Here is a 24,483-nt window from a genome sequence, read left to right as displayed (position 1 = left end):
CCTGCGGCCTGATCCGGGCGCAAATTGCCATTACGGCAGCCTGACGCCCGCATGACACGTTACTTCCGCTTATTCAGCGAGTTCACGATCAGACTGGCAAGAATGCCAGCAATGACCGGAGCCGCTAAATCATGCCAGAAGGCCATGCCCAGTTCTGCGAGCGTCATATAGCCGCCTGTGTTGTAATGACAACGTTTCGCGGCTATTCTTGAATTGTTTGGATGCAAGAATGGCCCCCGTGGTGTTGTCAGGTGCATACCTGCAACGTGCGGGGGTTTTCTCTCTCCAGCAACCAATGCCACCAGGGATTAAGCCCCCGCAACATTGCGCCTCACCGGAACCTTTCCGGCTTGCCGCTGATTTTACGATTGCTTTTTACCGTCAGCACCCGGCAATCTTCCTCATTGCGTGATGCCTTCCAGCTTAATTTCTTTATTTGCAATAGTTGCAGTTCATATCCGGGCTGACTCCAGACTGGTAGTGAAATGCGCAATTTTGTAGAATTGCGCCTCCTCGCGACCTCCCCAGTGAATCTGTTGCCTCATTTTTTACATACTGCGTATTCGACTTCTCCACCTGTTGCGCAAGAGAAACTGGGTTTATTCATTTTTGCGAGGCCGACTTCTTTCTGGACAGGACTTTATGCAGCACAACACACTACCGAAACACGATCAGAAAATGCCGTTTACACGCTACGACTTCGGCTGGGTTTTATTATGCATAGGCATGGCGATTGGTGCCGGAACCGTGCTGATGCCAGTACAAATTGGCTTGAAGGGAATTTGGGTATTTATTACCGCAGCGATCATTGCTTATCCTGCCACCTGGGTAGTGCAGGACATTTATTTAAAAACCCTTTCTGAAAGCGATTCCTGTAATGACTACACCGATATTATCAGTCATTACCTGGGGAAGAACTGGGGAATTTTCCTCGGGGTTATCTACTTTTTGATGATTATCCACGGGATTTTTATCTACTCTCTCTCCGTGGTTTTCGACAGCGCCTCGTACCTGAAAACCTTCGGTTTAACCAATGCCGATCTTTCACAATCTCTACTTTATAAAGTCGCCATTTTCGCCGTACTGGTGGCAATTGCGTCTGGTGGTGAACGATTACTGTTTAAGATTTCCGGGCCAATGGTGGTGGTCAAAGTAGGGATTATTGTCGTCTTCGGTTTTGCGATGATCCCGCACTGGAATTTCGCCAATATAACCGCCTTCCCGCAAGCCACCGTCTTCTTCCGCGACGTCCTGCTTACTATTCCTTTTTGCTTCTTTTCTGCGGTATTTATTCAGGTGCTAAACCCGATGAATATTGCCTACCGCAAACGGGAAGCGGATAAAGTACTGGCAACCCGGCTCGCGCTGCGTACCCACCGAATTAGTTATGTCACGCTCATCGCGGTGATCCTGTTTTTTGCCTTTTCGTTTACCTTCTCAATTAGCCACGAAGAAGCCGTTTCTGCCTTTGAACAAAATATCTCGGCACTGGCACTGGCCGCGCAGGTGATCCCTGGGCATATCATTCATATCACCTCTACGGTGCTGAATATCTTTGCCGTACTGACCGCATTCTTTGGCATTTATCTCGGTTTCCACGAGGCCATTAAAGGCATTATTCTCAATCTGTTAAGCAGAATTATTGATACCAAGAAAATTAACTCACGCATGCTGACTCTGGCGATCTGCGCTTTTATCGTCATTACGTTGACGATTTGGGTTTCGTTTCGTGTATCGGTGCTGGTGTTCTTTCAGTTGGGAAGCCCGTTATATGGCATTGTGTCGTGCCTCATTCCATTTTTCCTGATCTATAAAGTCTCACAACTGGAAAAACTTCGCGGGTTTAAAGCCTGGATGATTATGCTGTACGGCATTTTGTTATGCTTGTCGCCACTGTTGAAGCTGATTGAGTAAACCGGAGCGCATGGCCCCGGTTTTGTGAGTTACCGCTGCGGATTTTCATCCTGATCAACAGCAAAACAAGCTACCAGTTGACCGCCGTAGTCTTTTAGCTGCGGCTGCAACTGGGTGCAGGGGCCGAAGCGCCGACGACAGCGGGCGTTAAACGCGCAGCCCGGCGGTGGATTCAGCGGGCTTGGCAGTTCACCGGTGAGCTTGATGCGCTCGCGGCGATCGTCTGGGTTCAGGCGCGGCGTCGCGGAGAGTAGCGCCTGGGTGTACGGATGACGCGGGTTATTGAAGATTTGGTCCTTCGTTCCCTTCTCCACGCAGCGGCCCAGGTACATCACCATCACTTCATCAGCAATGTGCTCCACCACCGACAGGTCGTGCGAGATAAAGACATAAGACAACCCCAACTCCTGCTGCAAATCCATCATCAGATTCAGCACCTGCGCACGCACTGAAACGTCCAGCGCGGAAACCGGTTCATCGGCAATCACCACATCCGGGTCGAGCATCAGACCACGGGCAATGGCGATACGCTGACGCTGACCGCCGGAGAACATATGCGGGTAGCGGTCGTAATGCTCGGTTTTCAGGCCGACTTTCGCCATCATCGACAACGCTTTTTCCCGACGCTGTTCTTTGCTTAAACCGGTGTTGATCAGCAGGGGCTCTTCGAGAATTTGCCCGACTTTTTTACGCGGATTCAGCGAGCCATAGGGATTCTGGAAGACGATCTGGATTTTCTGCCGACGCAACTTCTGCGCCTGCGGATCGTGCTTGAGCAGATCCTGCCCCTGGTAATACAGTTCGCCGCCGGTAGGTGTTTCGATCATCGTCAGTAGCCGACCGAGGGTCGATTTACCGCAGCCAGATTCACCCACTACTGCCAGCGTCTTGCCACGTTCAAGATTAAACGAAACGCCATCCAGCGCCTTTACAAGACGTTCCGGCGCGAACATGCCTTTCTTCACCGGATAATGTTTTTTCAGGTCGATCGCCTGCAACAGCGGTTGTTGCAGGGTGGCCTCTTGCGTACTCATAGTGTGGGCCTCCCGGCATCATCAAGTGGGTAATGGCATTTGGACTGACGCCCGTCAGCGAGCATATTCAGCGCCGGTTCTTCAGCACGGCATCTGTCAGTGGCATAGGGGCAACGCGGGTTAAGCAGGCAGCCATTCGGACGGTCGTATTTGCCAGGAACGACGCCAGGCAATGACGCCAGACGTTCTTTGTCCTGGGCAAATTCCGGCAGCGCACGCAGCAATGCCTGAGTATACGGATGACGCGGTGCATGGAAGATGGCGTGGGCATCGCCCGTTTCCACCACCTGGCCTGCATACATGACGATGATTTTATGCGCCGCTTCCGCCACCAGCGCCAGGTCATGGGTAATCAACACCAGCGCCATGTTCTCTTTCTGCTGCAGCTCCAGCAGCAGTTCGATGATTTGCGCCTGAATGGTCACGTCCAGCGCGGTGGTCGGCTCATCAGCAATCAGCAGTTTTGGCCGACAGGCAATCGCCATGGCGATCATCACACGCTGGCTCATGCCGCCGGAAAGCTGATGCGGGTAAACATCCAGACGCGATGCCGGATCGGGAATACCGACCAGATTCAGCAGGTCAATCGCCCGCTGACGGCGAGTGCTCTTATTACCGCCCTGATGTACCTTAATTGCTTCCATAATCTGGAAACCTACGGTGTAACACGGGTTGAGGCTGGTCATCGGGTCCTGAAAGATCATCGCCACTTCGGCACCCACCAGGTTGCGGCGCTCTTTTTCCGAGATACGCTGCAAATCCTGGCCGTTAAACTCCAGCTTTTCTGCCATCACGCGGCCCGGATAATCAATCAGCCCCATAATCGCCAGTGAACTGACCGACTTACCGGAGCCAGACTCACCCACAATTCCGACCACTTCGCCTTGTTTCACGCTGTAGCTGATACGGTCTACGGCGCGGAACGGTGCGCTTTCGTCACCGAAATGCACCGATAATTTATCTACATTTAATAACGCCATCTCGAACCTCTTACTGCTTCAGTTTGGGATCGAGCGCGTCACGCAGACCGTCACCCATCAGGTTAAATGCCAGCACCGTCAGCAGGATCGCCAGACCCGGGAAGGTCACGACCCACCAGGCGCTTTGCGCGAACTGCAACACGTCAGAGAGCATGGTGCCCCACTCCGGCGTTGGCGGCTGCGCTCCCATGCCAAGGAAGCCAAGGGCGGCCATATCGAGAATGGCGTTAGAGAAACCGAGCGACGCCTGAACAATCAGCGGCGCAAGGCAGTTCGGGAAGATGTTAATAAACATCTGGCGCATCGCCCCGGCACCCGCCACGCGAGACGCGGTAACGTAATCGCGATTCACCTCCACCAGCACGGCGGCGCGGGTTAAGCGCACATAGTGCGGCAAGGCAACGAAGGTTAGCGCCAGCGCGGCGTTACCAATCGACGGGCCGAAAATCGCCACCAGCACCAGTGCCAACAGCAGACTTGGCAGCGCCAGCATGATATCGACCACGCGCATGATGATGTTATCGACCAGACCGCCAAAGTAACCAGCGATCAGGCCGAGAATAACGCCCATAATCAGCGATAACACAACTACCAGACAGCCAACCAGCAGCGACAAGCGCGCGCCGTACATCAGCCGCGACAGCACATCACGGCCTACGTCATCGGTGCCAAGCAAGTGCGCCATGCTGCCGCCTTCCTGCCAGGCTGGCGGGGCGAGCAGTGCATCGCGGAACTGTTCCGCCGGGTTATACGGCGCAATCCAGTTGGCAAAGATCGCGATAAACAACACGATGACGACGTAAACCAGCCCGACGACCGCGCCTTTGTTGCGTTTAAAATAGTGCCAGAACTCCTGTAACGGGGTCATCGGCACCGGTGCGCTAATCACTTTATTTTCAGTAACCTGTGACATGATGCCCCCTTACTTCTTATGACGAATACGCGGGTTCACCACGCCGTACAGCAGATCGACCAGCAGGTTGACGAGGATAATCATCGTCGCCACCAGTAATACACCTCCCTGCACTACCGGATAATCGCGGCGTTGCAGCGCGTCAATCAACCAGCGCCCCAGACCTGGCCACGAGAAGATGGTTTCGGTCAGAATCGCGCCTGCCAGCAATGTTCCCACCTGCAGGCCGATAACGGTCACCACCGGCAGCATGGCATTACGCAGCGCATGGACGATAATCACCCTAAGGCGGGTCAACCCTTTGGCACGCGCGGTGCGGATGTAATCCTCGCCCAGCACTTCCAGCATCGAGGAGCGCGTCATACGTACAATGACCGCCAGCGGGATAGTACCCAGCACAATGGCGGGCAAAATCATATGGGCGACAGCATCAATAAAGTTGCCGTCTTCACCCCAGATGGCGGTGTCGATCAGCATAAAACCGGTTAACGGATTAGAATCATCGAGGAACACCATGTCGCTCACGCGACCGGAGACAGGCGTCAGGTTCCAGTGCACCGAAACCAGCATGATCAACATCATGCCCCACCAGAAGATCGGCATGGAGTAGCCGGTCAGCGCCAGACCAACCGCCGTGTGATCGAAAATAGAACCGCGTTTAACCGCAGCCAGCACACCAACCGGAATACCGACCGCGGTCGCAAAAATCATCGCGCAGACGCCAAGTTCCAGCGTGGCCTGGAAGCGCGGCACGAACTCTTCCCAAACCGGGATGCGGCTTTTCATCGAAATGCCTAAATCACCGTGCATTACACCCCAAATGTAATGGAGATACTGCTGCCACATCGGTTTATCCAAGCCGAGTTCTGCCAGCAATTGTGCGTGACGCTCTGGGGAGATCCCACGTTCACCCGCCATGATCATCACCGGATCGCCCGGGATCATGTGGACAAAGGCAAATGTGAGAAGGGTAATACCGATAAACGTGGGGATGACGAGTCCCAAACGTCGGAGAATAAACTGCAACATAACCCGGATTCTCTGTAGTGACCCGCAGCCTGGAACTGCGAGTCTGTATTGCTCACAAATCAATTCCCGCCCTTATAGGACAAGGAATTAAGTATTGCTGCCGGATGGCGCTGCACTTAAAGGCACAGCACCACCGGGTATGCAGATTGTTGACAAAGTACGCTTTGGTCATGCCGGATGCGGCGTGAACGCCTTATCCGACCTACAAAATCGTGCAAACTCAATACATTGCAGAACTCTCGTAGGCCTGATAAGCGGAGCGCATCCGGCAGTTTTGCGTTTGCCATCAACCTTGTATGGCTTTTAATTATTCGATAGAGACGTTTTCGAAGTGATGTTTGCCTAATGGATCAACCACATAGCCTTTAACTTCTTTGCGTACCGGTTCAAACACGGTGGAGTGAGCGATGATCAGTGCCGGAGCCTGATCGTGCATCACGACCTGTGCTTGTTTGTACAGTTCAACACGCTTGTTGTGGTCGTCGGTAGCACGCGCCGGTTGAATTAGATCTTCAAACGGTTTGTAGCACCATTTTGAGTAGTTGGAGCCTTGTTCAGAGGCAGCGCAGCTGAACAGGGTAGCGAAGAAGTTATCCGGATCCCCGTTGTCGCCAGTCCAGCCCATCATTACCGTCTGGTGCTCGCCATCTTTTGCACGCTTGAGGTACTCACCCCATTCGTAGGTAACGATTTTCGCTTGTACGCCGACTTTCGCCCAGTCTGCCTGAATCATCTCTGCCATGCGACGAGCGTTCGGGTTATACGGACGTTGTACCGGCATTGCCCACAGGTCGATGGAGAAGCCTTTTTCCAGGCCCGCTTCTTTCAGCAAGGCTTTCGCTTTTTCAGGATCGTAGGTGTAGTCCTGAACGTCGTCGTTATAGCCCCACATGGTTGGTGGGATCAGGTTTTTCGCTGATACGCCCGCGCCCTGATACACTGCTTTGATAATCGCGTCTTTGTTCACCGCATAGGTCAGTGCCTGGCGAACTTTCACGTCATCCAGTGGTTTTTTCTGCACGTTATACGAGAGATAGCCGACGTTCAGCCCCGGCATTTCCATCAGGTTGATGGATTTATCCTGCTTCATGCGGGCGATGTCTGCCGGGTTCGGGTACGGCATCACCTGGCATTCGTTCTTCTGCAATTTAGCGTAACGCACGGAAGCGTCAGGAGTAATAGAGAAGACCAGCGTATCGATCTGCGGTTTGGTGCCCCAGTAGCCATCAAACGCTTTGTAGCGAATACGGGAATCTTTTTGATATTGCTGTAACTGGAACGGGCCGGTGCCGATTGGGTTGAGGTCCAGTTTTTCCGGCGTACCGGCTTTCATCATCGCGTCAGCATATTCTTTTGACAGAATAGAGGCGAAGTCCATTGCCAGGTCAGCAAGGAACGGCGCTTCCGGGCGAGTCAGCACGAACTGAACGGTGTTGTCGTCCACCTTTTTCACTTCGCTGATCAGCTCCGGCAAGCCCATACCTTCGAAGTATTCGTAGCTGCCGCCAGAAACTTTATGGTACGGGTTTTGTGCGTTTTTCTGACGATCGAACGAGAACACCACGTCATCGGCATTCAGTTCGCGCGTCGGTTTGAATTCTTTGTTGTTATGCCACTTCACACCTTTACGCAGATGGAAGGTATAGGTTTTACCGTCTTCGCTGACTTCCCACTTTTCAGCGAGGCCCGGAATCACTTCAGTGGTGCCGATTTTAAATTCAACCAGGCGGTTATAAAGCGGTACGGAAGAGGCGTCATAGGTGGTGCCGGAGGTAAACAGCTGCGGGTTAAACCCTTCCGGAGATCCTTCTGAGCAATAAACCAGAGTTTTAGCCTGAACACTTGCTGCGACGGTCATAGCCACCAGGCTGAGACCAAGCTTCAGCATCCCTGACTTTTTCAAGGAAATACGCATTATTCTGCTCCAATTGTGATGTTTGTTGTTTTAACCCTTTGCAGTGGGTTGTCGCTGCCTGACCTTTTTTGTTTTTTACCCGGTCGGGTCAACGTTATGAGGTGGGGATGCCGTACTAATTAACATCAGTGTAACAGTGCGGATCCTCCATAAAATGCCCCTCGTGACCTACAATCTGTCAACAGAATGTGAAAACGTCAATACAGCCAACCGGGATTTACACCAACGGTGAGAATCCACAAACAAAGATTAAAAAAACTTCAAACAGCTATTTGCAGCAGAGAAATTTGTGCTACGCCAACATAACCAGAACAATCAGCTTAATATTTAGCAACATTTGGTGATTAAGTTTTATGCATTTAATGAAAAAAATCTGAGGAAAAGATGGATATCTGAGCGATTAATACCATGAACGCTAAAACGCACAGCGGAAAATGCCAGCGCCAGCCATAAGTAACGCAAAAAAAGATTTAAGCAAATATAAAAAAAGACAATGGATTCTGTCACAAATCCGTTAATGGATAGTGAGATGTGGGGCGCAAATTTGGCAGGGAAATATGTGGTGTGTTGCCGTTTAGATCGGATAAGACAGGTACGCTGTATCCGACAATGAATGCGGGGCCGTTTTGGTCGGTGCCAGAGGATTACTCGCCACTGCGGGCCGTTGCTGCCACAACGTTCTCTCGCTTTGCTCGAGTCGAACCTCCCTGCCCCCGGAGGTTCTTATCCTCTTCAGGTCGCAGAAAGCAAAAAACCAGCCCGTAGGCTGGTTTTTCTAAATTGGTCGGTGATAGAGGATTACTCGCCACTTCGTGGCTCGCCCTGCGGGCCGTTGCTGGCGCAACGTTCTCTCGCTTCGCTCGAGTCGAACCTCCCCGCCCCCGGAGGTTCTCATCCTCATGGGCTTCAAATGCAAAAAAGCCTGCTCGCTGAGCAGGCTTTTCGAATTTGGTCGGTGATAGAGGATTCGAACCTCCGACCCCTTCGTCCCGAACGAAGTGCGCTACCAGGCTGCGCCAATCACCGAATGCGGGGCGCATCTTACTGCGCAGATACGCCCTCGTCAATCCCTTAATAGCAAAATGCCTTTTGATCGGCGAGAAAGTCAGCAGGCTTCTTAGTTAGCCGCTGCCTCTTTTGCCTGCGGGATGTGGCACCAGTTGTTGTTTTCGTTAATACCACCGTCCGGTGAAGTATAGCCAAGACAACCCATGATGGTGTCGTACAGCTCTACGTGACGGCGTGGCACTTTCATGTCGGCTTCTTTTTTCAGCTGCGCAAATGCCTGCGCGTTGGCTGGATTTTCCAGATATTTATCCGACATCCAGACCATCATCGGTACGCGGAACTGCTCCGGCGGTGCCAGTTCACGCGGTGTGCCGTGCAGGTGCTCGCGTTCATTAATTGACTCACCGTGGTCAGCTGCGTAGAACACAATCGCTTTCTTATCGCGAACCTGATCAATCACGCTGGAAATAAAGTGATCCACATAGGTCACCGAGTTGTCGTAGGAGTTGATCATCTGCGCTTTGGTACAGCCGCTATCAACACCAATACATTCTGGCTTCCACTGCGCAAAGCTGCGCGGGTAACGCTGGGTGTAGTTAAAGTGCGACCCCTTGGTATGCAGAATGATCAGATGCTTACCATCCGGGTTACGCCCCAGCGATTGCTGCATTTCGTCTACCAGCAACATATCATCTACCGGCTTGCCGCGGTTACGCGGTTCCGCACCAATCTGCTCACGATAAGCAATATTGTCCGCCATCGTATTGCTGTAGAACCACATTTCGCTTTGCATAGCGTAGAGATCAGAACTGAATCCTAACTGCTTCAATACCGCGAAAATGTTCTGTTCTTTTAATGTGCGCTGCGGATTATCTTCTGCTCCACCCTGACGCACAAACATGCAACGCAGAGAAAGTTTGGTCGCCGTGTCACAAGAATAGCCACGAAACGCCGCCAGATTTTTCTCCTGAGCCAGTTTCGGTGTGGTATTGCGTTCATAGCCGAAAATGCCCATATGATCCCAGCGCGTGGTTTCACCAATAATGAAAACGACATATGTATCATCAACGTTTTGTGGAGCCTGGTACGTAAACTTCTTCGCAGGGTTAAGGAGAGAATTGTTATCGGAAGATTCATCGACCCGCGCCCAGGCATAAAGACCTAACGCCGAAAGCCAGTTTGATGGCAGATAAGAGTTCGCGACAACGCCACCATAACTCGGCAAATCAACACCTGTCGCCCTCTCCACTTTCTTCTGCTGGATATCCAGCAAACGAATCGGTGCCCAAACCATAATACCTGCCAGTACGACGACCGCCAGACTCCGAATACGTTGCCCTGGGGTTCGCAGTTGTCGGAGCAAGGTGTAGCGACAGCGGTTATTCCAGATAAGGATAAGAGGTAATGCGCTTACGGCGATTAACCAGAGAATAAAGTTCAGACCAACAACTTCTTTTGACAGGTCGATATCGGTGGTCATGACGGATGCGATGATGCCATAACCTATGACCACATTAAGGAAAGTCATGTAATAGCTGGCACCTGCAGAAAAGAGCACCACCAGCGATGCCAGAATTCGCCAGCTGCGGCGGCCAAACAGCGAAAGCAGACGCAGTAAAAAGAAGGTCACCAGTACGGTAGCGACCAGTTCAACAACAGCAGAAACGCCTTTCCAGACGGTAAAATCGTGCGCATAGCTGCCGAAGCGGCGGTAAAAAACCGCGCCATTCATAAAAAGGCCAATATAGATTGCAAGCAAAAAGCTCAGCTTCTGCTGTGTAATCGATTTGATGTATCTCATGCAAACAAACCCTGGACAAACAGGTGATAACACCCTGCTTAGTGGCTTTTCAGGCCCGGCAGGGGAAAAGTGCGGAGGTAGTCAGATAAGTAAAATCTACACGCGCGAATAAGTAGACCACAGCAAAGGGAAAAAGTGTGGGGAAAGAGTGTGCATGAAGCACAAATTTACAAAAATGCAAGTTTGAAAAGAGACTATAGCGTTACAAAAAGCAGTAAAAAGGGCCAGTTCACTGGCCCAAATTTTACGCGTCATTGTTTATACATTGCGTTGAAGCGTTTGATTCACACTAAGGCTAAAGCCCAGTAGCTCGCGGCAGGTCATTAAAGGGAGCCATGCGCCTCACGCAACATTTTCTGCTCTAGCTGGCGAATCGTCGTAGAAAGCGCCAGTGACAGAATCAGCAGGGCGAAAATCACGTAGAATGTCACATAGAATCCGCCAAACAGTGAAGCGATAATCGAACCACAAATGCTGCCGATACCGAAACCGAGGTAAATCACACCGTAGTTTTTTGCCAGATTATTTAGGCCGAAGAACTCACTGACCAGTGACGGGAACACAGTGATAGTGCCGCCGAAGTTAAATGCCACGCAGGCAATCGCTGCAAAGAACGTCACTGCATTCAATGGTGCAAACAGCAGGGCCGCCATGCCCACCAGCGAAATGACCTGACCAATGGTGATAACACGGATACGGGCGATTTTGTCAGACAGAATGCCCAGCACCAGACGACCAGAAAGGTTGGCGATGGAAATAACCGTCACAGCATTGGCTGCGGAAATTGCATCAAGATGCGCCAGACTTTGAGCGATATCTTTCGCCACGCCAATCACATACAGGCCACTCATGCAGGCAGTCAGGAACATAACTGCTAACATCCAGTACTGCGGTTTACGCATCGACTCTGCCAGCGTGTAATCCTTCTCCACCACACCATTGCTGGTTTTCACTTCCTGTTTCGGCGCATCTTTCATTAACGTTGCGCCAAAGATAATCATCACCAGTACAATCGCGCCCCAAATAACAAAGGTTTTTTCCAGACCGACCGTTTCCAACAGTTGCGTATCGATAAATTTGAAACCCAGACTACCAAGTCCATAAGAACCAATAGCGAAAGCAGAGATGAGTCCCTTACGCTCCGGGAACCACTTCACGCAGTTAGAGAGCGTCAACAGGTAACCCGCACCATCCGCCAGACCAACCAACACACCGGCGCTTAACCACAGCATCATCAGGTTGTTGGAATGTGCTGTCAGGAAGAAACCTAATCCCAGCAAAATGCCGGAAGCCATAGTGACGCGTTTAACACCAAAACGTTCTTGCAATTTGCCCGCAACAGAAGACGAAATTGCCAGCCCCAGACTTAACAAGCCGAAAGAGAAAGCAACCTGGCTTACCGGAGCCCCCAGCTTGGCAGAAAGCGCGCCGTTAAACAGACTCCAGGTATAAACCGACCCCAGGGCAAACTGGGTAATGATAGTACCAATGAGTGTCAGCCAGCGAGTACGCTGATAATTTGAAGGTGTCATGGCAGTATTCCTGCAGTAATAAAAAGGAAAAATCTCTGCTGACAACCATAACGAAGTGCACTTTATGCCTGGGGAAAAACGGCATGAAATGCTATCAGAACGGAATGAAATGCATTAGTTCAGGAATGAATGACTCGACAATTATTCACCAAATTTATTATTTAGTAAGTTAGTCCCCACTATCGCCACATTAGTTGTTATTTATGGGTTTCAATTGTTTCTATAACGTTAAAATCTGGCGCTAACCCCCATCGTATACAGATAGTCATTATTGTTCGTGGTATTTTCTGCCTGAGATAACGCAGCGTAGGCGGCAATATTTTGATTGAGCAACATATCAGCACCTACCGTGACATCCAGCCAGTTGCCGTTCTGGTTTGTCGCCGTCATCCGGCTTAAGCCTGATTGCGCCTTCCAGATATTCTCGCCAAATTGCTGGTTATAGCTGATTTGCGCCCAGGGCCGGAGATCGCCAAGCCGGGAGTCAACACGCCAGCCTAAGGTACTCACGCTGGCATGCCATAACGGATCGGTCAGTGTAGTAGTACTGTCGCCAAACTCGTTATACATCGAGGTGGTTGTACCATCGTAATGTAATGCCGCGACCGGGCCGGTTGTAACCTGTTCATATAAAGGAAAATTCCAGCCCATACTCATACTGCTGGTCACATCCACAGGGGTTTCTTCCGCCAGATTGACTTCCAGTCCCAGCGCCCTTTGGCTACTTTGAATACGTTGCGACAGAATATCGTTGTAATCAGGTTGATGATCGCTATCCCAGGTGTAGCGCTCTGTGGAATGTCCGGGTTGCGTATCAACGATATATTCTTGTTGCCAGGCGTAAGCTGTGTTGAGAAAAAAGGCACTGATTACCACGCTCGCCAGCAGGCTTAACTGCCAGCGACCACCGCTTTTTTTTATGATCATTAACACGACTCCAGGGAAGAGCCGAATTCGGCAATATTATTGTCATTGTATGAAGGATATCGGGCATAGTAGCCCTGTATTAAATATTGACTTTTTCACCGATGCGTCAAGAAAAGCGGCTGAAATTTTTACGATCGGGTACATAGCGAGGGAAAGTATGGAACGTTGCGGCTGGGTGAGTCAGGACCCGCTTTATATTGCCTACCATGATAATGAGTGGGGCGTGCCTGAAACTGACAGTAAAAAACTGTTCGAAATGATCTGTCTTGAAGGGCAACAAGCAGGGTTATCGTGGATCACCGTCCTCAAAAAACGCGAAAACTATCGCGCCTGCTTTCATCAGTTCGATCCGGTGAAGGTGGCTGCAATGCAGGAAGAGGATGTCGAAAGACTGGTACAGGACGCCGGGATTATCCGACATCGCGGGAAAATTCAGGCAATTATTGGCAATGCGCGAGCGTACCTGCAAATGGAACAGAACGGCGAACCGTTTGCCGACTTTGTTTGGTCGTTTGTCAATCATCAACCACAGGTGACACAAGCCACAACGTTGAGCGAAATCCCTACATCTACGCCCGCCTCCGACGCTCTATCTAAAGCCCTGAAAAAGCGTGGTTTTAAGTTTGTTGGTACCACAATCTGTTACTCCTTTATGCAGGCATGTGGGCTGGTGAATGATCATGTGGTTGGCTGCTGTTGCTATCCGGGAAATAAACCATGATTCGGGAAGCGCAACGTTCAGAACTCCCCGCGATCCTCGAATTGTGGCTGGAAAGTACAACCTGGGGGCATCCCTTTATAAAAGCGAATTACTGGCGTGATTGCATTCCGCTGGTGCGGGATGCCTATCTTGCCAACGCGCAAAACTGGGTCTGGGAAGAAGACGGTAAGCTTCTCGGTTTTGTCAGCATTATGGAAGGCCGATTTCTGGCTGCAATGTTTGTCGCACCGAAGGCCGTCAGACGCGGTATTGGTAAGGCGCTAATGCAGTATGTGCAGCAGCGCCATCCCCATCTGATGCTGGAGGTTTATCAAAAAAATCAACCGGCGATAGATTTTTACCATGCGCAGGGTTTTCACATTGTCGACTGCGCATGGCAGGATGAAACCCAACTACCCACCTGGATTATGAGCTGGCCGGTGGTTCAAACGCTGTAAGTGTTAGTTCCGGACCGTTGTATTTTTCCAGCCATGCCAGCGCCGTATTACCCGCACAACCATTCCCCAGCCGCGAGCTGGGGAGGTCTTTAGTCAATACATTCACTGCGCCGTTTTTACAAATGCCGTCAGCGGTTAAATCCAGATCCGGCCATGCCCCTTCGTGAATGCAAATCACGCCAGGTTTAATTCCCTCGCTAATGACCGCTCCGGCAAGAATTTGCCCGCGTGAGTTCCACAACCGAACAATATCGCCATCTTGTATGCCGCGCGCCTGGGCATCGTCAGGATGAATGGTGACAGGCTCACGATTTGCCACCGCGTACAATTCGCGCAGAGAACTGTAATTCAGCTGGCTGTGCAGACGATGTGCCGGATGAGCAGAAAGTACCTGCAACTGTTCCGGTTCGGCATTGCCCTGCCATTCGTCCGGCTCCAGCCACATTGGATGCCCAGGGCAATCCGGATAAGCGTAATCGGCAATACGCTGCGAGAAGATTTCAATCTTGCCGCTGGCGGTTTTTAATGGATGCGCCTGCGGATCGCGGCGAAAATCGGCGAAGCGAATAAACCGCTCGCTGTCCGGGTTTTCCGGCATCTCAATTAACTGGTTGGCTTCCCAGAACTCAGCAAATGGCGGCAATTCAACCTGCTGGCTTGCCCCGCGCTGCCGTGCAACGTTATAAAACGTTTCCAGCCATTGCAGCTCACTTTTTCCTTCCGTAAACCGCGCATAGCCGCCCTTCTCCCAACGTTCACTCAACTCGGCAAAGACATCAAAATCATTACGCGCTTCATAACGTGGAGGCACCACTTGCTTCATCGGCACCAGATGTTGATTACTGTAATCGCCGGTCATGGTGAGGTCATTACGCTCAAACGAGGTGGTTGCAGGGAGGACGATATCGGCGTGTTTCGCCGCTGCCGTCCAGAAGCATTCGGAGATCACCACCAGCTCCGGTTTTTGCCAGGCACGAATCAGACGATTGGTATCCTGATGATGAGTAAAGTTGGCGCCGCCCGCCCACCAGATAAAACGAATATCCGGGAAGTGACGGTTCATGCCATTGTGTTGGTATGCACCGCCAGGGTTTTCCAGAGCTTCAACAATACGGGCTACGGGGATTTTATCTACCGCATCGGTGCCACCTGGCAAGCTGCCCTGCATAGATGAAAGCACCGCAGCGCGGCGCGTAGGGTTACCACCATTGGCAAAATGGTAAGAAAGACCAAAGCCCCCGCCAGGCGTGCCGATTTGCCCTAACATTGCTGCCAGGGTGACGATCATCCAGTGTTTTTGCTCACCAAACTGCTGGCGCTGCATTCCCCAGCCAGCCATCAGCATGGTGGTATTTTGATGAAAAATAGCCGCCAGTTCGCGGATTTTCTCTGCGTTAATCCCACAAATCTCTGCCGCCCATTCGGCATTTTTCGCTATTCCGTCACTCTCGCCCAGCAAATAAGAGGCGAAGACGTCATAACCTGTGGTGCAACGCGCCAGAAACGCTTCGTCGTGCCAGCCATTTTCCACCAGCGTATGGGCGATCCCCAGCATCAGCGCAACATCGGTGCCCATGTGCGGTGCCACCCACTCCATTTTATCGCCAAAGAAATCGACGGTTTCCGATCGCATTGGATCAATGCAGATCAGCTTTTTCCCGCTGTCACGCAGTGCGGAAAAGTAAGAAAGCCCCTGCTCATCGGATGCATTCCACGCAATTTTCAGCGTATTGAGTGGGTTAGCACTCCATAGCACCACGACATCGCTATGTTCCAATACCAACGGCCAACTGGTTTGCTGTTGATAAACTTCGCTGCCCCCCACGACATACGGCATGATCGCCTGTGCTGCACCGGTCGAATAATCCCCCAGATGCCCGGTATAACCGCCTGCCAGCGCCATATAGCGTTGTAATAATGTCGAGGCCTTATGCAGCACGCCGTTTGAACGCCAGCCGTAGGAACCAGCAAAAATCGATGCCGGACCATAAGCCTCACGAATACGTTTATGTTGTTGGTGAATAAGCTCCAGCGCCTCATCCCAACTCACACGAACAAATTCATCCTGCCCGCGAATGCCTTGCGGGTTTTCCGGTGACGCGAGAAAGCCCTTGCGCACCATTGGAAATCGTACCCGTGTTTTGCTGTGAACCTGGTCGCGAACCGCACTCTGCAAGGAGTTTTTCATTTCTGTGACTAACGCGCCACGCGAGCTAAACACGGTTTCGCCGTCGGTTTCAACCAGCATGGGCCCCCAGTGAGCGGCAGTAAGAACAGAATAACGTGAGGATGAGTTGGCCAAACCGAAGGCTCCTGAAAGATTAGATGTATTGAGCAGTTAAATATTACTTACAAATTTCCGAGTATTCCCAGGAATAATCTTCATGTTCACGCGGCATAATCTCCCGCCACGGAACCCGTGGCAAAGAATAAAAAGGTTATTAAGGATTAACAATGAAGAAACGTGTTTATCTTATTGCCGCCGTAGTGAGTGGCGCTCTGGCGGTATCTGGCTGCACAACTAACCCTTACACTGGCGAACGCGAAGCAGGTAAATCTGCTATCGGCGCAGGTCTGGGCTCTCTCGTTGGCGCGGGTGTTGGTGCGCTCTCTTCTTCGAAGAAAGATCGCGGTAAAGGCGCGCTGATTGGTGCAGCAGCAGGCGCAGCTCTGGGCGGCGGCGTTGGTTATTACATGGATGTGCAGGAAGCGAAGCTACGTGACAAAATGCGCGGCACTGGTGTTAGCGTAACCCGCAGCGGGGATAACATTATCCTCAATATGCCGAACAATGTAACCTTCGACAGCAGCAGCGCGACCCTGAAACCGGCAGGCGCTAACACCCTAACCGGCGTGGCAATGGTGCTGAAAGAGTATCCGAAAACGGCGGTTAACGTGATTGGTTATACCGACAGCACGGGTGGTCACGACCTGAACATGCGTCTCTCCCAGCAGCGTGCGGATTCCGTTGCCAGCGCGTTGATCACCCAGGGCGTGGACGCCAGCCGCATCCGTACTCAGGGCCTTGGCCCGGCTAACCCTATCGCCAGCAACAGCACCGCAGAAGGTAAGGCGCAAAACCGCCGTGTAGAAATTACCTTAAGCCCGCTGTAATCCCTTTCATGCCAGGTGATGCAAAAATCACCTGGCATTCTTCAGTTTTCCTTCATCATATTTCAGGCTAAGGTGATCGCCTTATCAGTGAATGGAGAGAAGAATGAAGCCGTCCGTTATCCTCTACAAAGCCTTACCTGATGATTTACTGCAACGCCTGCAAGAGCATTTCACCGTTCATCAGGTGGCAAACCTCAGCCCACAAACCGTCGAACAAAATGCAGCAATTTTTGCCGACGCCGAAGGCTTGCTGGGTTCAAATGAAAACGTTGACGCCGCATTACTGGAAAAAATGCCAAAACTGCGGGCCACTTCAACGATCTCCGTAGGCTATGACAATTTTGATGTCGATGCCCTTAATGCTCGAAAAATCCTGCTGATGCACACGCCAACCGTATTAACGGAAACCGTCGCCGATACGCTGATGGCGCTGGTGTTGTCTACCGCTCGTCGGGTTGTGGAGGTAGCAGAACGGGTAAAAGCAGGCGAATGGACCGCGAGCATAGGCCCGGACTGGTACGGCACTGACGTTCACCATAAAACACTGGGCATTGTCGGGATGGGACGGATCGGCATGGCGCTGGCACAGCGCGCGCATTTTGGCTTCAACATGCCCATCCTCTATAACGCGCGCCGCCACCATACAGAAGCAGAAGAGCGCTTCAACGCTCGTTACTGCGATCTGGATACACTGTTACAAGAATCCGATTTCATTTGCCTGATCCTGCCGTTAACTGATGAAACGCATCATCTGTTTGGCGCAGAACAATTCGCCAAAATGAAATCCTCCGCCATTTTCATTAATGCCGGACGTGGTCCAGTGGTTGACGAAAATGCACTGATTGCAGCATTGCAGAAAGGGGAAATTCACGCTGCCGGGCTGGATGTGTTCGAACAAGAGCCACTGGCCGTAGATTCTCCGTTGCTCTCAATGGCCAACGTCGTCGCCGTACCGCATATTGGTTCTGCCACTCATGAGACGCGTTATGGCATGGCCGCCTGCGCCGTGGATAATTTGATTAATGCGTTACAGGGAAAAGTTGAGAAGAACTGTGTGAATCCGCACGTCGCGGACTAACCGCGACTGCGGGAAGTAAAGCCCGATAATCGCTCGGGCTTTTACTCTTTATTGGGTTGCAGTAACTGCTGTAGTCCAGGCCTGATTAAACGCCTGATGCTGTGCCGGTAATGGCGCAATCAGTTTGTTATATTCACTTGCCTGCTGCGAAGTCGGGAACTGGATGCCATTTGCTACAAAACTCACCTGAGTACCTTGCTGAGCAATGTAGTCTCCAACCATCACCAGTTGTTGCGTGAAAGTTTGTGCCGCCGGAATCAACGGTTGCAAAGCATCAGCTGGCGTCGTTACCACTTTGGTGAATGCCTGATCAAAGACCGGTTTCAGGTCATCGCTCTGTTTTAGCGCAGAGTGCGCAGCATCGGCCTGCAACTTCGCATTTTGCAACTGTTGCGCCAGTACGCCCAGAGAACCGTTCATTTCACGCAGTGGGCCGCTTTGCGTAACGTAATCCTGCGGTACGCGAATTGCGTTAACGCTGTCTACAACCGGACGCAGACCGGAATCCATCGCCTGATTCACCTGCTGTGAATAACCATACAGAATCGCGTAATCAGAGACAAAAGGACCAAACTGTTTTTTCTGATCGGCAGTCAGGGTTGGTAGACGTTCACCGCTACGCATCACTGTATTCTGCAGGAAGTCGATAAACGCTTTACGCTGATCGCCTTCTTTATCAAAACACCCACTCAGGCTAACTACCATTAATAACGCCGCAAGAGGCGCAAACCAGCGAGAGCAGGACTTTCCTGTCGCCATTTTCTTACTCCTTTCACCCAAAAAAAGCGCACAACGACACACGCGTGTCTGACGTGACAAGGATAGTCCAGGACAGGCTTGCAGGATACCCTTTCTACGTAATCTTCCTGGTAAAATAATGGAGAAAACGAAACAAGGTTAATTTGTTGTTTCATTGTTAAAAAATGACATTGCAGTTGCCTTTTTTCTAGCCAGAGATTTACGTCTTTACAGAACGCCATATTTTCGAAATCTTTACAATCCCGGAGTGGTAAAAGATATATCGGCATTTATCAGATCGTTAGGTCGCTATAAGTCACGCTAAGTGTCAGGCTGAATCGAATCACAGGCAGAGCATGCCCTGCCTTACTCCCGCTGTGTCTGCTTTTCCCGACTATTCTTAATGAGCTTCGATGCAATTCACGATCCCGCAGTGTGATTTGAGGAGTTTTCAATGGAATATAAAGATCCCATGCATGAGCTGTTGAGCAGCCTGGAACAGATTGTTTTTAAAGATGAAACGCAGAAGATTACTCTGACGCATAGAACAACGTCCTGTACCGAGATTGAGCAGTTACGTAAAGGGACAGGGTTAAAAATCGATGATTTCGCTCGGGTTTTGGGCGTTTCCGTCGCCATGGTAAAGGAATGGGAATCCCGACGCGTTAAGCCTTCAAGTGCCGAACTAAAATTGATGCGTCTGATTCAAGCTAACCCAGCGTTAAGTAAGCAGTTGATGGAATAGACTTTTATCCACTTTATTGCTGTTTACGGTCCTGATGACAGGACCGTTTTCCAACCGATTAATCATAAATATGAAAAATAATTGTTGCATCACCCGCCAATGCGTGGCTTAATGCACATCAACGGTTTGACGTACAGACCATTAAAGCAGTGTAGTAAGGCAAGTCCCTTCAAGAGTTATCGTTGATACCCCTCGTAGTGCACATTCCTTTAACGCTTCAAAATCTGTAAAGCACGCCATATCGCCGAAAGGCACATTTAAATTATTAAAGGTAATACACTATGTCCGGTAAAATGACTGGTATCGTAAAATGGTTCAACGCTGACAAAGGCTTCGGCTTCATCACTCCTGACGATGGCTCTAAAGACGTGTTCGTACACTTCTCTGCTATCCAGAACGATGGTTACAAATCTCTGGACGAAGGTCAGAAAGTGTCCTTCACCATCGAAAGCGGCGCTAAAGGCCCGGCAGCTGGTAACGTAACCAGCCTGTAATCTCTGCTTAAAAGCACAGAATCTAAGATCCCTGCCAAATGGCGGGGATTTTTTTATTTGTTTATTCAGGAAATAAATAATCGTTCGCGTAATAAAATCTATTATTATTTTTGTGAAGAATAAATTTGGGTGCAATGAGAATGCGCAACGCCGTAAGAAAGGCGGGAATAACTTCCCGCCGAAGACTCTTACTCTTTCAAATTGCAGGCTAAAAATGCCGCCAGCTCATAACTCTCCTGTTTAATATGCAATTCACACAGTGAATCTCTTATCATCCAGGTGAAAAATAAAAGCGTGCAACAAATCACTATTAAAGAAAGTAATCTATATTTCTGCGGCATTCCCAGCCTCCTGTGTTGATTTCCAACGAGTAAGAGGCTAACCTTATGGTGTTCAGGCATAGGGTAGCCTCACTTTGATTTATAGTCAGGTGGGGCTTTTCTCTGTCTGCCTTTCGGTGAATACCTGAGACAAACAGTCTCAAGCACCCGTGGCTATTCTAGCTTAATAAGTTCTTTTCTTCTCCTTGATATAATCCTAAAAAAATCTCATAAAATTAATATATGAGACAATCTTTATTCAGCAGAAGATTATTAAAGGTTTCTCTATTATTTAGCGATAAAAAAGCCTGCCAGATGGCAGGCTTTTTAATAACGACGTTATTACTGCAACAGCGAAATATCCGCAACTCGCAGGAATAATTCGCGCAGTTTCTCCAGCATGGTAAGACGGTTGATTCGCAATTCTTTGTCATCAACCATGACCATCACTTTATCGAAGAAGGCATCAACCGGTTCACGCAGCTCAGCCAGTTCGACCAGCGCATCCTGGTAACGACCTTCAGCAAAGTACGGCTCTAGCTTATCACGTAGCACCACAACCTGCATCGCCAGTTTAATTTCTTCCGGCTCTTTCAGAGTAGAGGCATTCACGCGGTCGCTCAGCACTTCGTCAGATTTCGCCAGAATGTTAGATACACGCTTGTTCGCCGCCGCCAGTGCTGCAGCTGCATCCAGGGTACGGAAGTGCGATACCGCTTTCATTCGGGCATCGAAATCTGCCGGACGAGTCGGACGACGCGCCAGTACCGCCTGGATGGTATCAACGGTGTAACCTTCGTCCTGATACCAGGCGCGGAAGCGACCGAGCATAAAGTCGATAACATCATCAACTACGTTGCTATTAGTCAGCTTATCGCCATACAGACGCACCGCTTCTTCGGTCAGGGTTTGCAGATCAAGGTTGAGGTTCTTCTCAACGATAATACGCAGCACGCCAAGTGCGGCACGACGCAACGCAAACGGGTCTTTGTCGCCTTTCGGATGCTGGCCGATACCGAAGATACCCGCCAGAGTATCCATCTTGTCAGCAATCGCCAGCGCACAGGCTACCGGGTTAGACGGCAGGTCATCACCGGCAAAGCGCGGCTGATACTGCTCGTTCAGCGCCACGGCAACATCTTCCGCTTCGCCATCGTGACGCGCGTAGTGCATCCCCATAACGCCCTGGGTGTCGGTGAACTCGAAGACCATGTTGGTCATCAGGTCGCACTTGGACAGCAAGCCCGCACGGGTTGCGTGGTTAACGTCAGCGCCAATCTGTTCAGCAATCCAGCCAGCCAGCGCCTGGATGCGGTCAGTTTTGTCGCGCAGTGTACCCAGCTGTTGCTGGAACAACACGGTTTGCAGGCGCGGCAGGTTATCTTCCAGACGTTTTTTACGGTCGGTGTTGAAGAAGAACTCGGCATCCGCCAGACGTGGACGAACGACTTTCTCGTTACCAGAGATAATTTGCTGCGGATCTTTCGATTCGATATTGGCAACGAAGATAAAGTTCGGCAGCAGTTTGCCGTCGTTCGCATACACCGGGAAGTATTTCTGGTCACCCTTCATGGTGTAAACCAGCGCTTCAGACGGCACCGCGAGGAATTTCTCTTCGAATTTTGCGGTAAGCACAACCGGCCATTCCACCAGCGAAGCGACTTCTTCCAACAGGCTTTTGCTTAAGTCAGCGTTACCGCCAATCTTACGCGCCGCTTCTTCGGCATCGGCTTTAATCTTCGCCTTACGTTCTTCGTAATCGGCGATGACTTTCCCGCGCTCACGCAGAATTTCCGGATACTGATCAGCATTGTCGATAGTGAATTCCGGCTCGCCCATAAAGCGGTGGCCGCGAATCACGCGATCGGACTGAATGCCCAGAATGGTTGCCGGAATGACTTTGTCGCCCAGCAGCAGGGTCACGGTGTGAACCGGACGCACGAAGTGCACGTCGCTTGCGCCCCAACGCATCAGTTTCGGGATCGGCAGCTTCGCCAGCGAAGTGGCGACCATATTCGGCAGCAGGGCTTCGGTGCTTTCGCCCTTCACATGAGCGCGATACAGCAACCATTCGCCTTTATCGGTGGTCAGACGCTCAGCCTGGTCAACGGTAATACCGCAACCACGCGCCCAACCTTCTGCCGCTTTACTCGGTTTACCTTCAGCATCGAACGCCTGAGCAATTGCCGGGCCACGTTTTTCGATTTCACGATCCGGTTGCGCTTCCGCCAGGTTAGCTACTTTCAGCGCCAGACGACGCGGAGCAGCAAACCATTGAACGGTGCCATGTGCGAGGCCAGCGTTATCCAGCTCCGCAGTAAAGTTCGCAGCAAAGGACTCAGCCAGGCTGCGCAGTGCTTTTGGTGGCAGCTCTTCAGTGCCGATTTCCACCAGAAAAGTTTTCTCAGACATAGCCGCCTCTTACTTATCTTTGTTGCACATCGGGAAGCCGAGGGCTTCACGGGAAGCGTAGTATGCTTCTGCCACTGCTTTGGTCAGGGTGCGAATGCGCAGAATATAGCGCTGACGCTCAGTGACGGAGATGGCTTTACGCGCATCCAGCAGGTTGAAGCTGTGGGCGGCTTTCAGAATACGCTCGTAGGCTGGCAGCGGCAGCGGATTTTCCAGCGCCAGTAGCTGCTGCGCTTCTTTCTCGTATTGCTCGAAGCAGGTGAACAGGAAGTCCACATCCGCGTATTCGAAGTTGTAAGTGGACTGCTCCACTTCGTTCTGATGGAACACGTCGCCGTAGGTGGTTTTACCCAGCGGGCCGTCGCTCCAGACCAGGTCGTAAACGCTGTCTACGCCCTGAATGTACATTGCCAGACGTTCCAGACCGTAGGTGATCTCGCCGGTAACCGGTTTACACTCCAGACCACCAACCTGCTGGAAGTAAGTGAACTGCGTCACTTCCATGCCGTTCAGCCACACTTCCCAGCCCAGCCCCCAGGCACCCAGCGTCGGGTTTTCCCAGTTATCTTCCACGAAACGGATGTCGTGGATGGTCGGGTCCATGCCCAGCTCTTTCAGAGAACCGAGGTACAGCTCCTGAATATTGTCCGGCGATGGCTTAATGACCACCTGGAACTGATAGTAGTGCTGTAAACGGTTGGGGTTTTCGCCGTAGCGACCATCGGTCGGGCGACGAGAAGGCTGAACATAAGCAGCCGCCATCGGTTCTGGCCCCAGCGCGCGCAGACAGGTCATTGGGTGAGAGGTTCCCGCGCCGACTTCCATGTCCAATGGTTGAACAATGGTGCAGCCCTGGCGAGCCCAGTAATCCTGTAAGGTCAGGATCAAGCCCTGGAAGGTCCTGGTATCAAACTTTTGCATATTATTTCGTGCTGGATACGTGTGGATTTAAAGGAAGGGATCAGTATACCCGCTGGATGGAAGATATACAGTACGAAACGGGAAAAAGCAGGGCTTAACGCATGGAAAGATGCAAAAAATGGCCATCTGCGTCAAAAGAACAGACAAACTGCTCTTTACGGAAGGTATAACCGCGCATTTCATAGCTTCCCTGAAATTGTTCAAAAGCAGTGACGTCGATTTTTTGCTCGCCGGTGTTATAACGTTTTGCCGCCTGATCCTTGCATAACGCTTCCATATTCAATGAACGCAGAGGATCAACCTTTACCCGTTGTGCTTTCTGCACGGGTGGCGGTGTCGAGCATCCCACTAACACTACAAGCGCCATTGCCGGAAAGAAAGAGTTCATCATCATTAAATTACCGTCTGGTTTGCAGGTGAGTCTTATTATTTATATCGGTATAGTGGCTA

General features: G+C 51.1%; 23 protein-coding genes, 1 tRNA gene and 2 other RNA genes. 8 read left to right on the top strand and 18 right to left on the bottom strand.

Features of this window, described 5'->3' with window-relative positions; genetic code table 11:
* Nucleotides 1-59 precede the first annotated feature (59 nt).
* The gene (locus FQ015_RS18850) at nucleotides 60-167 is read right to left on the bottom strand and encodes a type I toxin-antitoxin system toxin Ldr family protein (protein ID WP_000170736.1); all 108 of its coding nucleotides are present in this window, start codon (nucleotides 165-167) and stop codon (nucleotides 60-62) included.
* 475 nt (nucleotides 168-642) lie between these two features.
* Here FQ015_RS18850 and FQ015_RS18845 point away from each other — a divergent pair, with 475 nt between their 5' ends.
* Complete coding sequence (locus FQ015_RS18845) at nucleotides 643-1,914, top strand: aromatic amino acid transport family protein (RefSeq protein ID WP_160524368.1); 1,272 nt, start codon at nucleotides 643-645, stop codon at nucleotides 1,912-1,914.
* 29 nt (nucleotides 1,915-1,943) lie between these two features.
* Here the strand turns inward: FQ015_RS18845 and dppF are convergent, their stop codons facing one another.
* The 11 genes from dppF to FQ015_RS18790 form a co-directional block, all read right to left on the bottom strand.
* Complete coding sequence (dppF, locus tag FQ015_RS18840) at nucleotides 1,944-2,948, bottom strand: dipeptide ABC transporter ATP-binding subunit DppF (protein WP_000107013.1); 1,005 nt, start codon at nucleotides 2,946-2,948, stop codon at nucleotides 1,944-1,946.
* On the bottom strand, nucleotides 2,945-3,928 hold the full coding sequence (gene dppD, locus FQ015_RS18835) for a dipeptide ABC transporter ATP-binding protein (RefSeq protein ID WP_001196478.1): 984 nt from the start codon (nucleotides 3,926-3,928) through the stop codon (nucleotides 2,945-2,947). The genes dppF and dppD overlap by 4 nt, the downstream gene beginning before the upstream one ends.
* 10 nt (nucleotides 3,929-3,938) lie before the next feature.
* Nucleotides 3,939-4,841 carry a dipeptide ABC transporter permease DppC gene (gene dppC / locus FQ015_RS18830; protein ID WP_000084677.1) on the bottom strand — a complete coding sequence of 301 codons (903 nt, stop codon included), beginning with the start codon at nucleotides 4,839-4,841 and terminating at the stop codon, nucleotides 3,939-3,941.
* Nucleotides 4,842-4,850: 9 nt separating this feature from the next.
* Nucleotides 4,851-5,870: a dipeptide ABC transporter permease DppB gene (dppB, locus tag FQ015_RS18825; protein WP_000938853.1), complete on the bottom strand. Its 1,020-nt coding sequence runs from the start codon at nucleotides 5,868-5,870 to the stop codon at nucleotides 4,851-4,853.
* 307 nt (nucleotides 5,871-6,177) lie between these two features.
* The gene (dppA, locus tag FQ015_RS18820; protein WP_001222892.1) at nucleotides 6,178-7,785 is read right to left on the bottom strand and encodes a dipeptide ABC transporter substrate-binding protein DppA; all 1,608 of its coding nucleotides are present in this window, start codon (nucleotides 7,783-7,785) and stop codon (nucleotides 6,178-6,180) included.
* A 627-nt stretch (nucleotides 7,786-8,412) separates the two neighbouring features.
* Nucleotides 8,413-8,533, bottom strand: a non-coding RNA gene (locus FQ015_RS18815) — RtT sRNA.
* A 33-nt stretch (nucleotides 8,534-8,566) separates the two neighbouring features.
* A non-coding RNA gene (locus FQ015_RS18810) (RtT sRNA) lies at nucleotides 8,567-8,700 on the bottom strand.
* Between the two features lie 34 nt (nucleotides 8,701-8,734).
* Nucleotides 8,735-8,811 (bottom strand) — tRNA-Pro (locus FQ015_RS18805).
* Between the two features lie 91 nt (nucleotides 8,812-8,902).
* A complete protein-coding gene (gene eptB / locus FQ015_RS18800) occupies nucleotides 8,903-10,594 on the bottom strand; it encodes a kdo(2)-lipid A phosphoethanolamine 7''-transferase (protein ID WP_039020908.1) in 1,692 nt (563 codons plus the stop codon).
* Nucleotides 10,595-10,917: 323 nt separating this feature from the next.
* Nucleotides 10,918-12,126 (bottom strand): L-lactate MFS transporter, encoded by a 1,209-nt coding sequence (locus FQ015_RS18795; protein WP_160524367.1) that lies wholly within the window; start codon nucleotides 12,124-12,126, stop codon nucleotides 10,918-10,920.
* 228 nt (nucleotides 12,127-12,354) lie between these two features.
* Nucleotides 12,355-13,053 (bottom strand): autotransporter outer membrane beta-barrel domain-containing protein, encoded by a 699-nt coding sequence (locus tag FQ015_RS18790; protein ID WP_000584470.1) that lies wholly within the window; start codon nucleotides 13,051-13,053, stop codon nucleotides 12,355-12,357.
* Between the two features lie 157 nt (nucleotides 13,054-13,210).
* Between FQ015_RS18790 and tag the strand changes: the two genes are divergently transcribed.
* Together tag and FQ015_RS18780 are read left to right on the top strand one after the other, a co-directional pair.
* On the top strand, nucleotides 13,211-13,774 hold the full coding sequence (tag, locus tag FQ015_RS18785; protein WP_000438948.1) for a DNA-3-methyladenine glycosylase I: 564 nt from the start codon (nucleotides 13,211-13,213) through the stop codon (nucleotides 13,772-13,774).
* Nucleotides 13,771-14,211, top strand: a complete 441-nt coding sequence (locus tag FQ015_RS18780; protein ID WP_000617470.1) for an N-acetyltransferase — start codon at nucleotides 13,771-13,773, stop codon at nucleotides 14,209-14,211. Before tag ends, FQ015_RS18780 begins: the two co-directional genes overlap by 4 nt.
* On the opposite strand, the gene bisC is transcribed toward FQ015_RS18780, so the two are convergent.
* Entirely contained in the window at nucleotides 14,180-16,513 is a 2,334-nt protein-coding gene (bisC, locus tag FQ015_RS18775; RefSeq protein WP_039020907.1) for a biotin sulfoxide reductase, read from the bottom strand. The two genes, FQ015_RS18780 and bisC, sit on opposite strands and share 32 nt — an antisense overlap.
* A gap of 152 nt (nucleotides 16,514-16,665) precedes the next feature.
* On the opposite strand from bisC, the gene FQ015_RS18770 reads away from it, so the two are divergent.
* On the top strand, nucleotides 16,666-17,325 hold the full coding sequence (locus FQ015_RS18770) for an OmpA family lipoprotein (RefSeq protein WP_160524366.1): 660 nt from the start codon (nucleotides 16,666-16,668) through the stop codon (nucleotides 17,323-17,325).
* Nucleotides 17,326-17,428: 103 nt separating this feature from the next.
* Nucleotides 17,429-18,403: a glyoxylate/hydroxypyruvate reductase GhrB gene (gene ghrB, locus FQ015_RS18765; protein ID WP_039020906.1), complete on the top strand. Its 975-nt coding sequence runs from the start codon at nucleotides 17,429-17,431 to the stop codon at nucleotides 18,401-18,403.
* 48 nt (nucleotides 18,404-18,451) lie between these two features.
* On the opposite strand, the gene FQ015_RS18760 is transcribed toward ghrB, so the two are convergent.
* A complete protein-coding gene (locus FQ015_RS18760; RefSeq protein ID WP_000190516.1) occupies nucleotides 18,452-19,162 on the bottom strand; it encodes a DUF3053 domain-containing protein in 711 nt (236 codons plus the stop codon).
* A 433-nt stretch (nucleotides 19,163-19,595) separates the two neighbouring features.
* Here FQ015_RS18760 and FQ015_RS18755 point away from each other — a divergent pair, with 433 nt between their 5' ends.
* The 3 genes from FQ015_RS18755 (at nucleotide 19,596) to FQ015_RS24335 (ending at nucleotide 20,592) form a co-directional block, all read left to right on the top strand.
* The gene (locus FQ015_RS18755) at nucleotides 19,596-19,886 is read left to right on the top strand and encodes an HTH-type transcriptional regulator (protein WP_000455798.1); all 291 of its coding nucleotides are present in this window, start codon (nucleotides 19,596-19,598) and stop codon (nucleotides 19,884-19,886) included.
* 281 nt (nucleotides 19,887-20,167) lie between these two features.
* Nucleotides 20,168-20,380 (top strand): transcription antiterminator/RNA stability regulator CspE, encoded by a 213-nt coding sequence (gene cspE / locus FQ015_RS18750; RefSeq protein ID WP_000014594.1) that lies wholly within the window; start codon nucleotides 20,168-20,170, stop codon nucleotides 20,378-20,380.
* Nucleotides 20,381-20,520: 140 nt separating this feature from the next.
* Nucleotides 20,521-20,592 (top strand): hypothetical protein, encoded by a 72-nt coding sequence (locus FQ015_RS24335; RefSeq protein ID WP_212734940.1) that lies wholly within the window; start codon nucleotides 20,521-20,523, stop codon nucleotides 20,590-20,592.
* Here FQ015_RS24335 and hokA read toward each other — a convergent pair.
* The 4 genes from hokA to FQ015_RS18730 form a co-directional block, all read right to left on the bottom strand.
* Complete coding sequence (hokA, locus tag FQ015_RS18745; protein ID WP_039020905.1) at nucleotides 20,569-20,721, bottom strand: type I toxin-antitoxin system toxin HokA; 153 nt, start codon at nucleotides 20,719-20,721, stop codon at nucleotides 20,569-20,571. The genes FQ015_RS24335 and hokA overlap by 24 nt on opposite strands.
* 321 nt (nucleotides 20,722-21,042) lie before the next feature.
* A complete protein-coding gene (gene glyS / locus FQ015_RS18740) occupies nucleotides 21,043-23,112 on the bottom strand; it encodes a glycine--tRNA ligase subunit beta (protein ID WP_039020904.1) in 2,070 nt (689 codons plus the stop codon).
* Nucleotides 23,113-23,121: 9 nt separating this feature from the next.
* Nucleotides 23,122-24,033 carry a glycine--tRNA ligase subunit alpha gene (glyQ, locus tag FQ015_RS18735; protein WP_001168544.1) on the bottom strand — a complete coding sequence of 304 codons (912 nt, stop codon included), beginning with the start codon at nucleotides 24,031-24,033 and terminating at the stop codon, nucleotides 23,122-23,124.
* 94 nt (nucleotides 24,034-24,127) lie between these two features.
* Complete coding sequence (locus tag FQ015_RS18730; RefSeq protein ID WP_000980161.1) at nucleotides 24,128-24,427, bottom strand: YsaB family lipoprotein; 300 nt, start codon at nucleotides 24,425-24,427, stop codon at nucleotides 24,128-24,130.
* Between the last annotated feature and the right edge of the window lie 56 nt (nucleotides 24,428-24,483).

Origin of the sequence: Escherichia sp. HH26CH, from assembly GCF_009820205.1 — a bacterium.
Taxonomy (GTDB): domain Bacteria; phylum Pseudomonadota; class Gammaproteobacteria; order Enterobacterales; family Enterobacteriaceae; genus Escherichia; species Escherichia coli_F.
The sequence above is the reverse complement of the archived record's forward strand: the minus strand, read 5'-3'. Positions and strand labels throughout refer to the sequence as shown.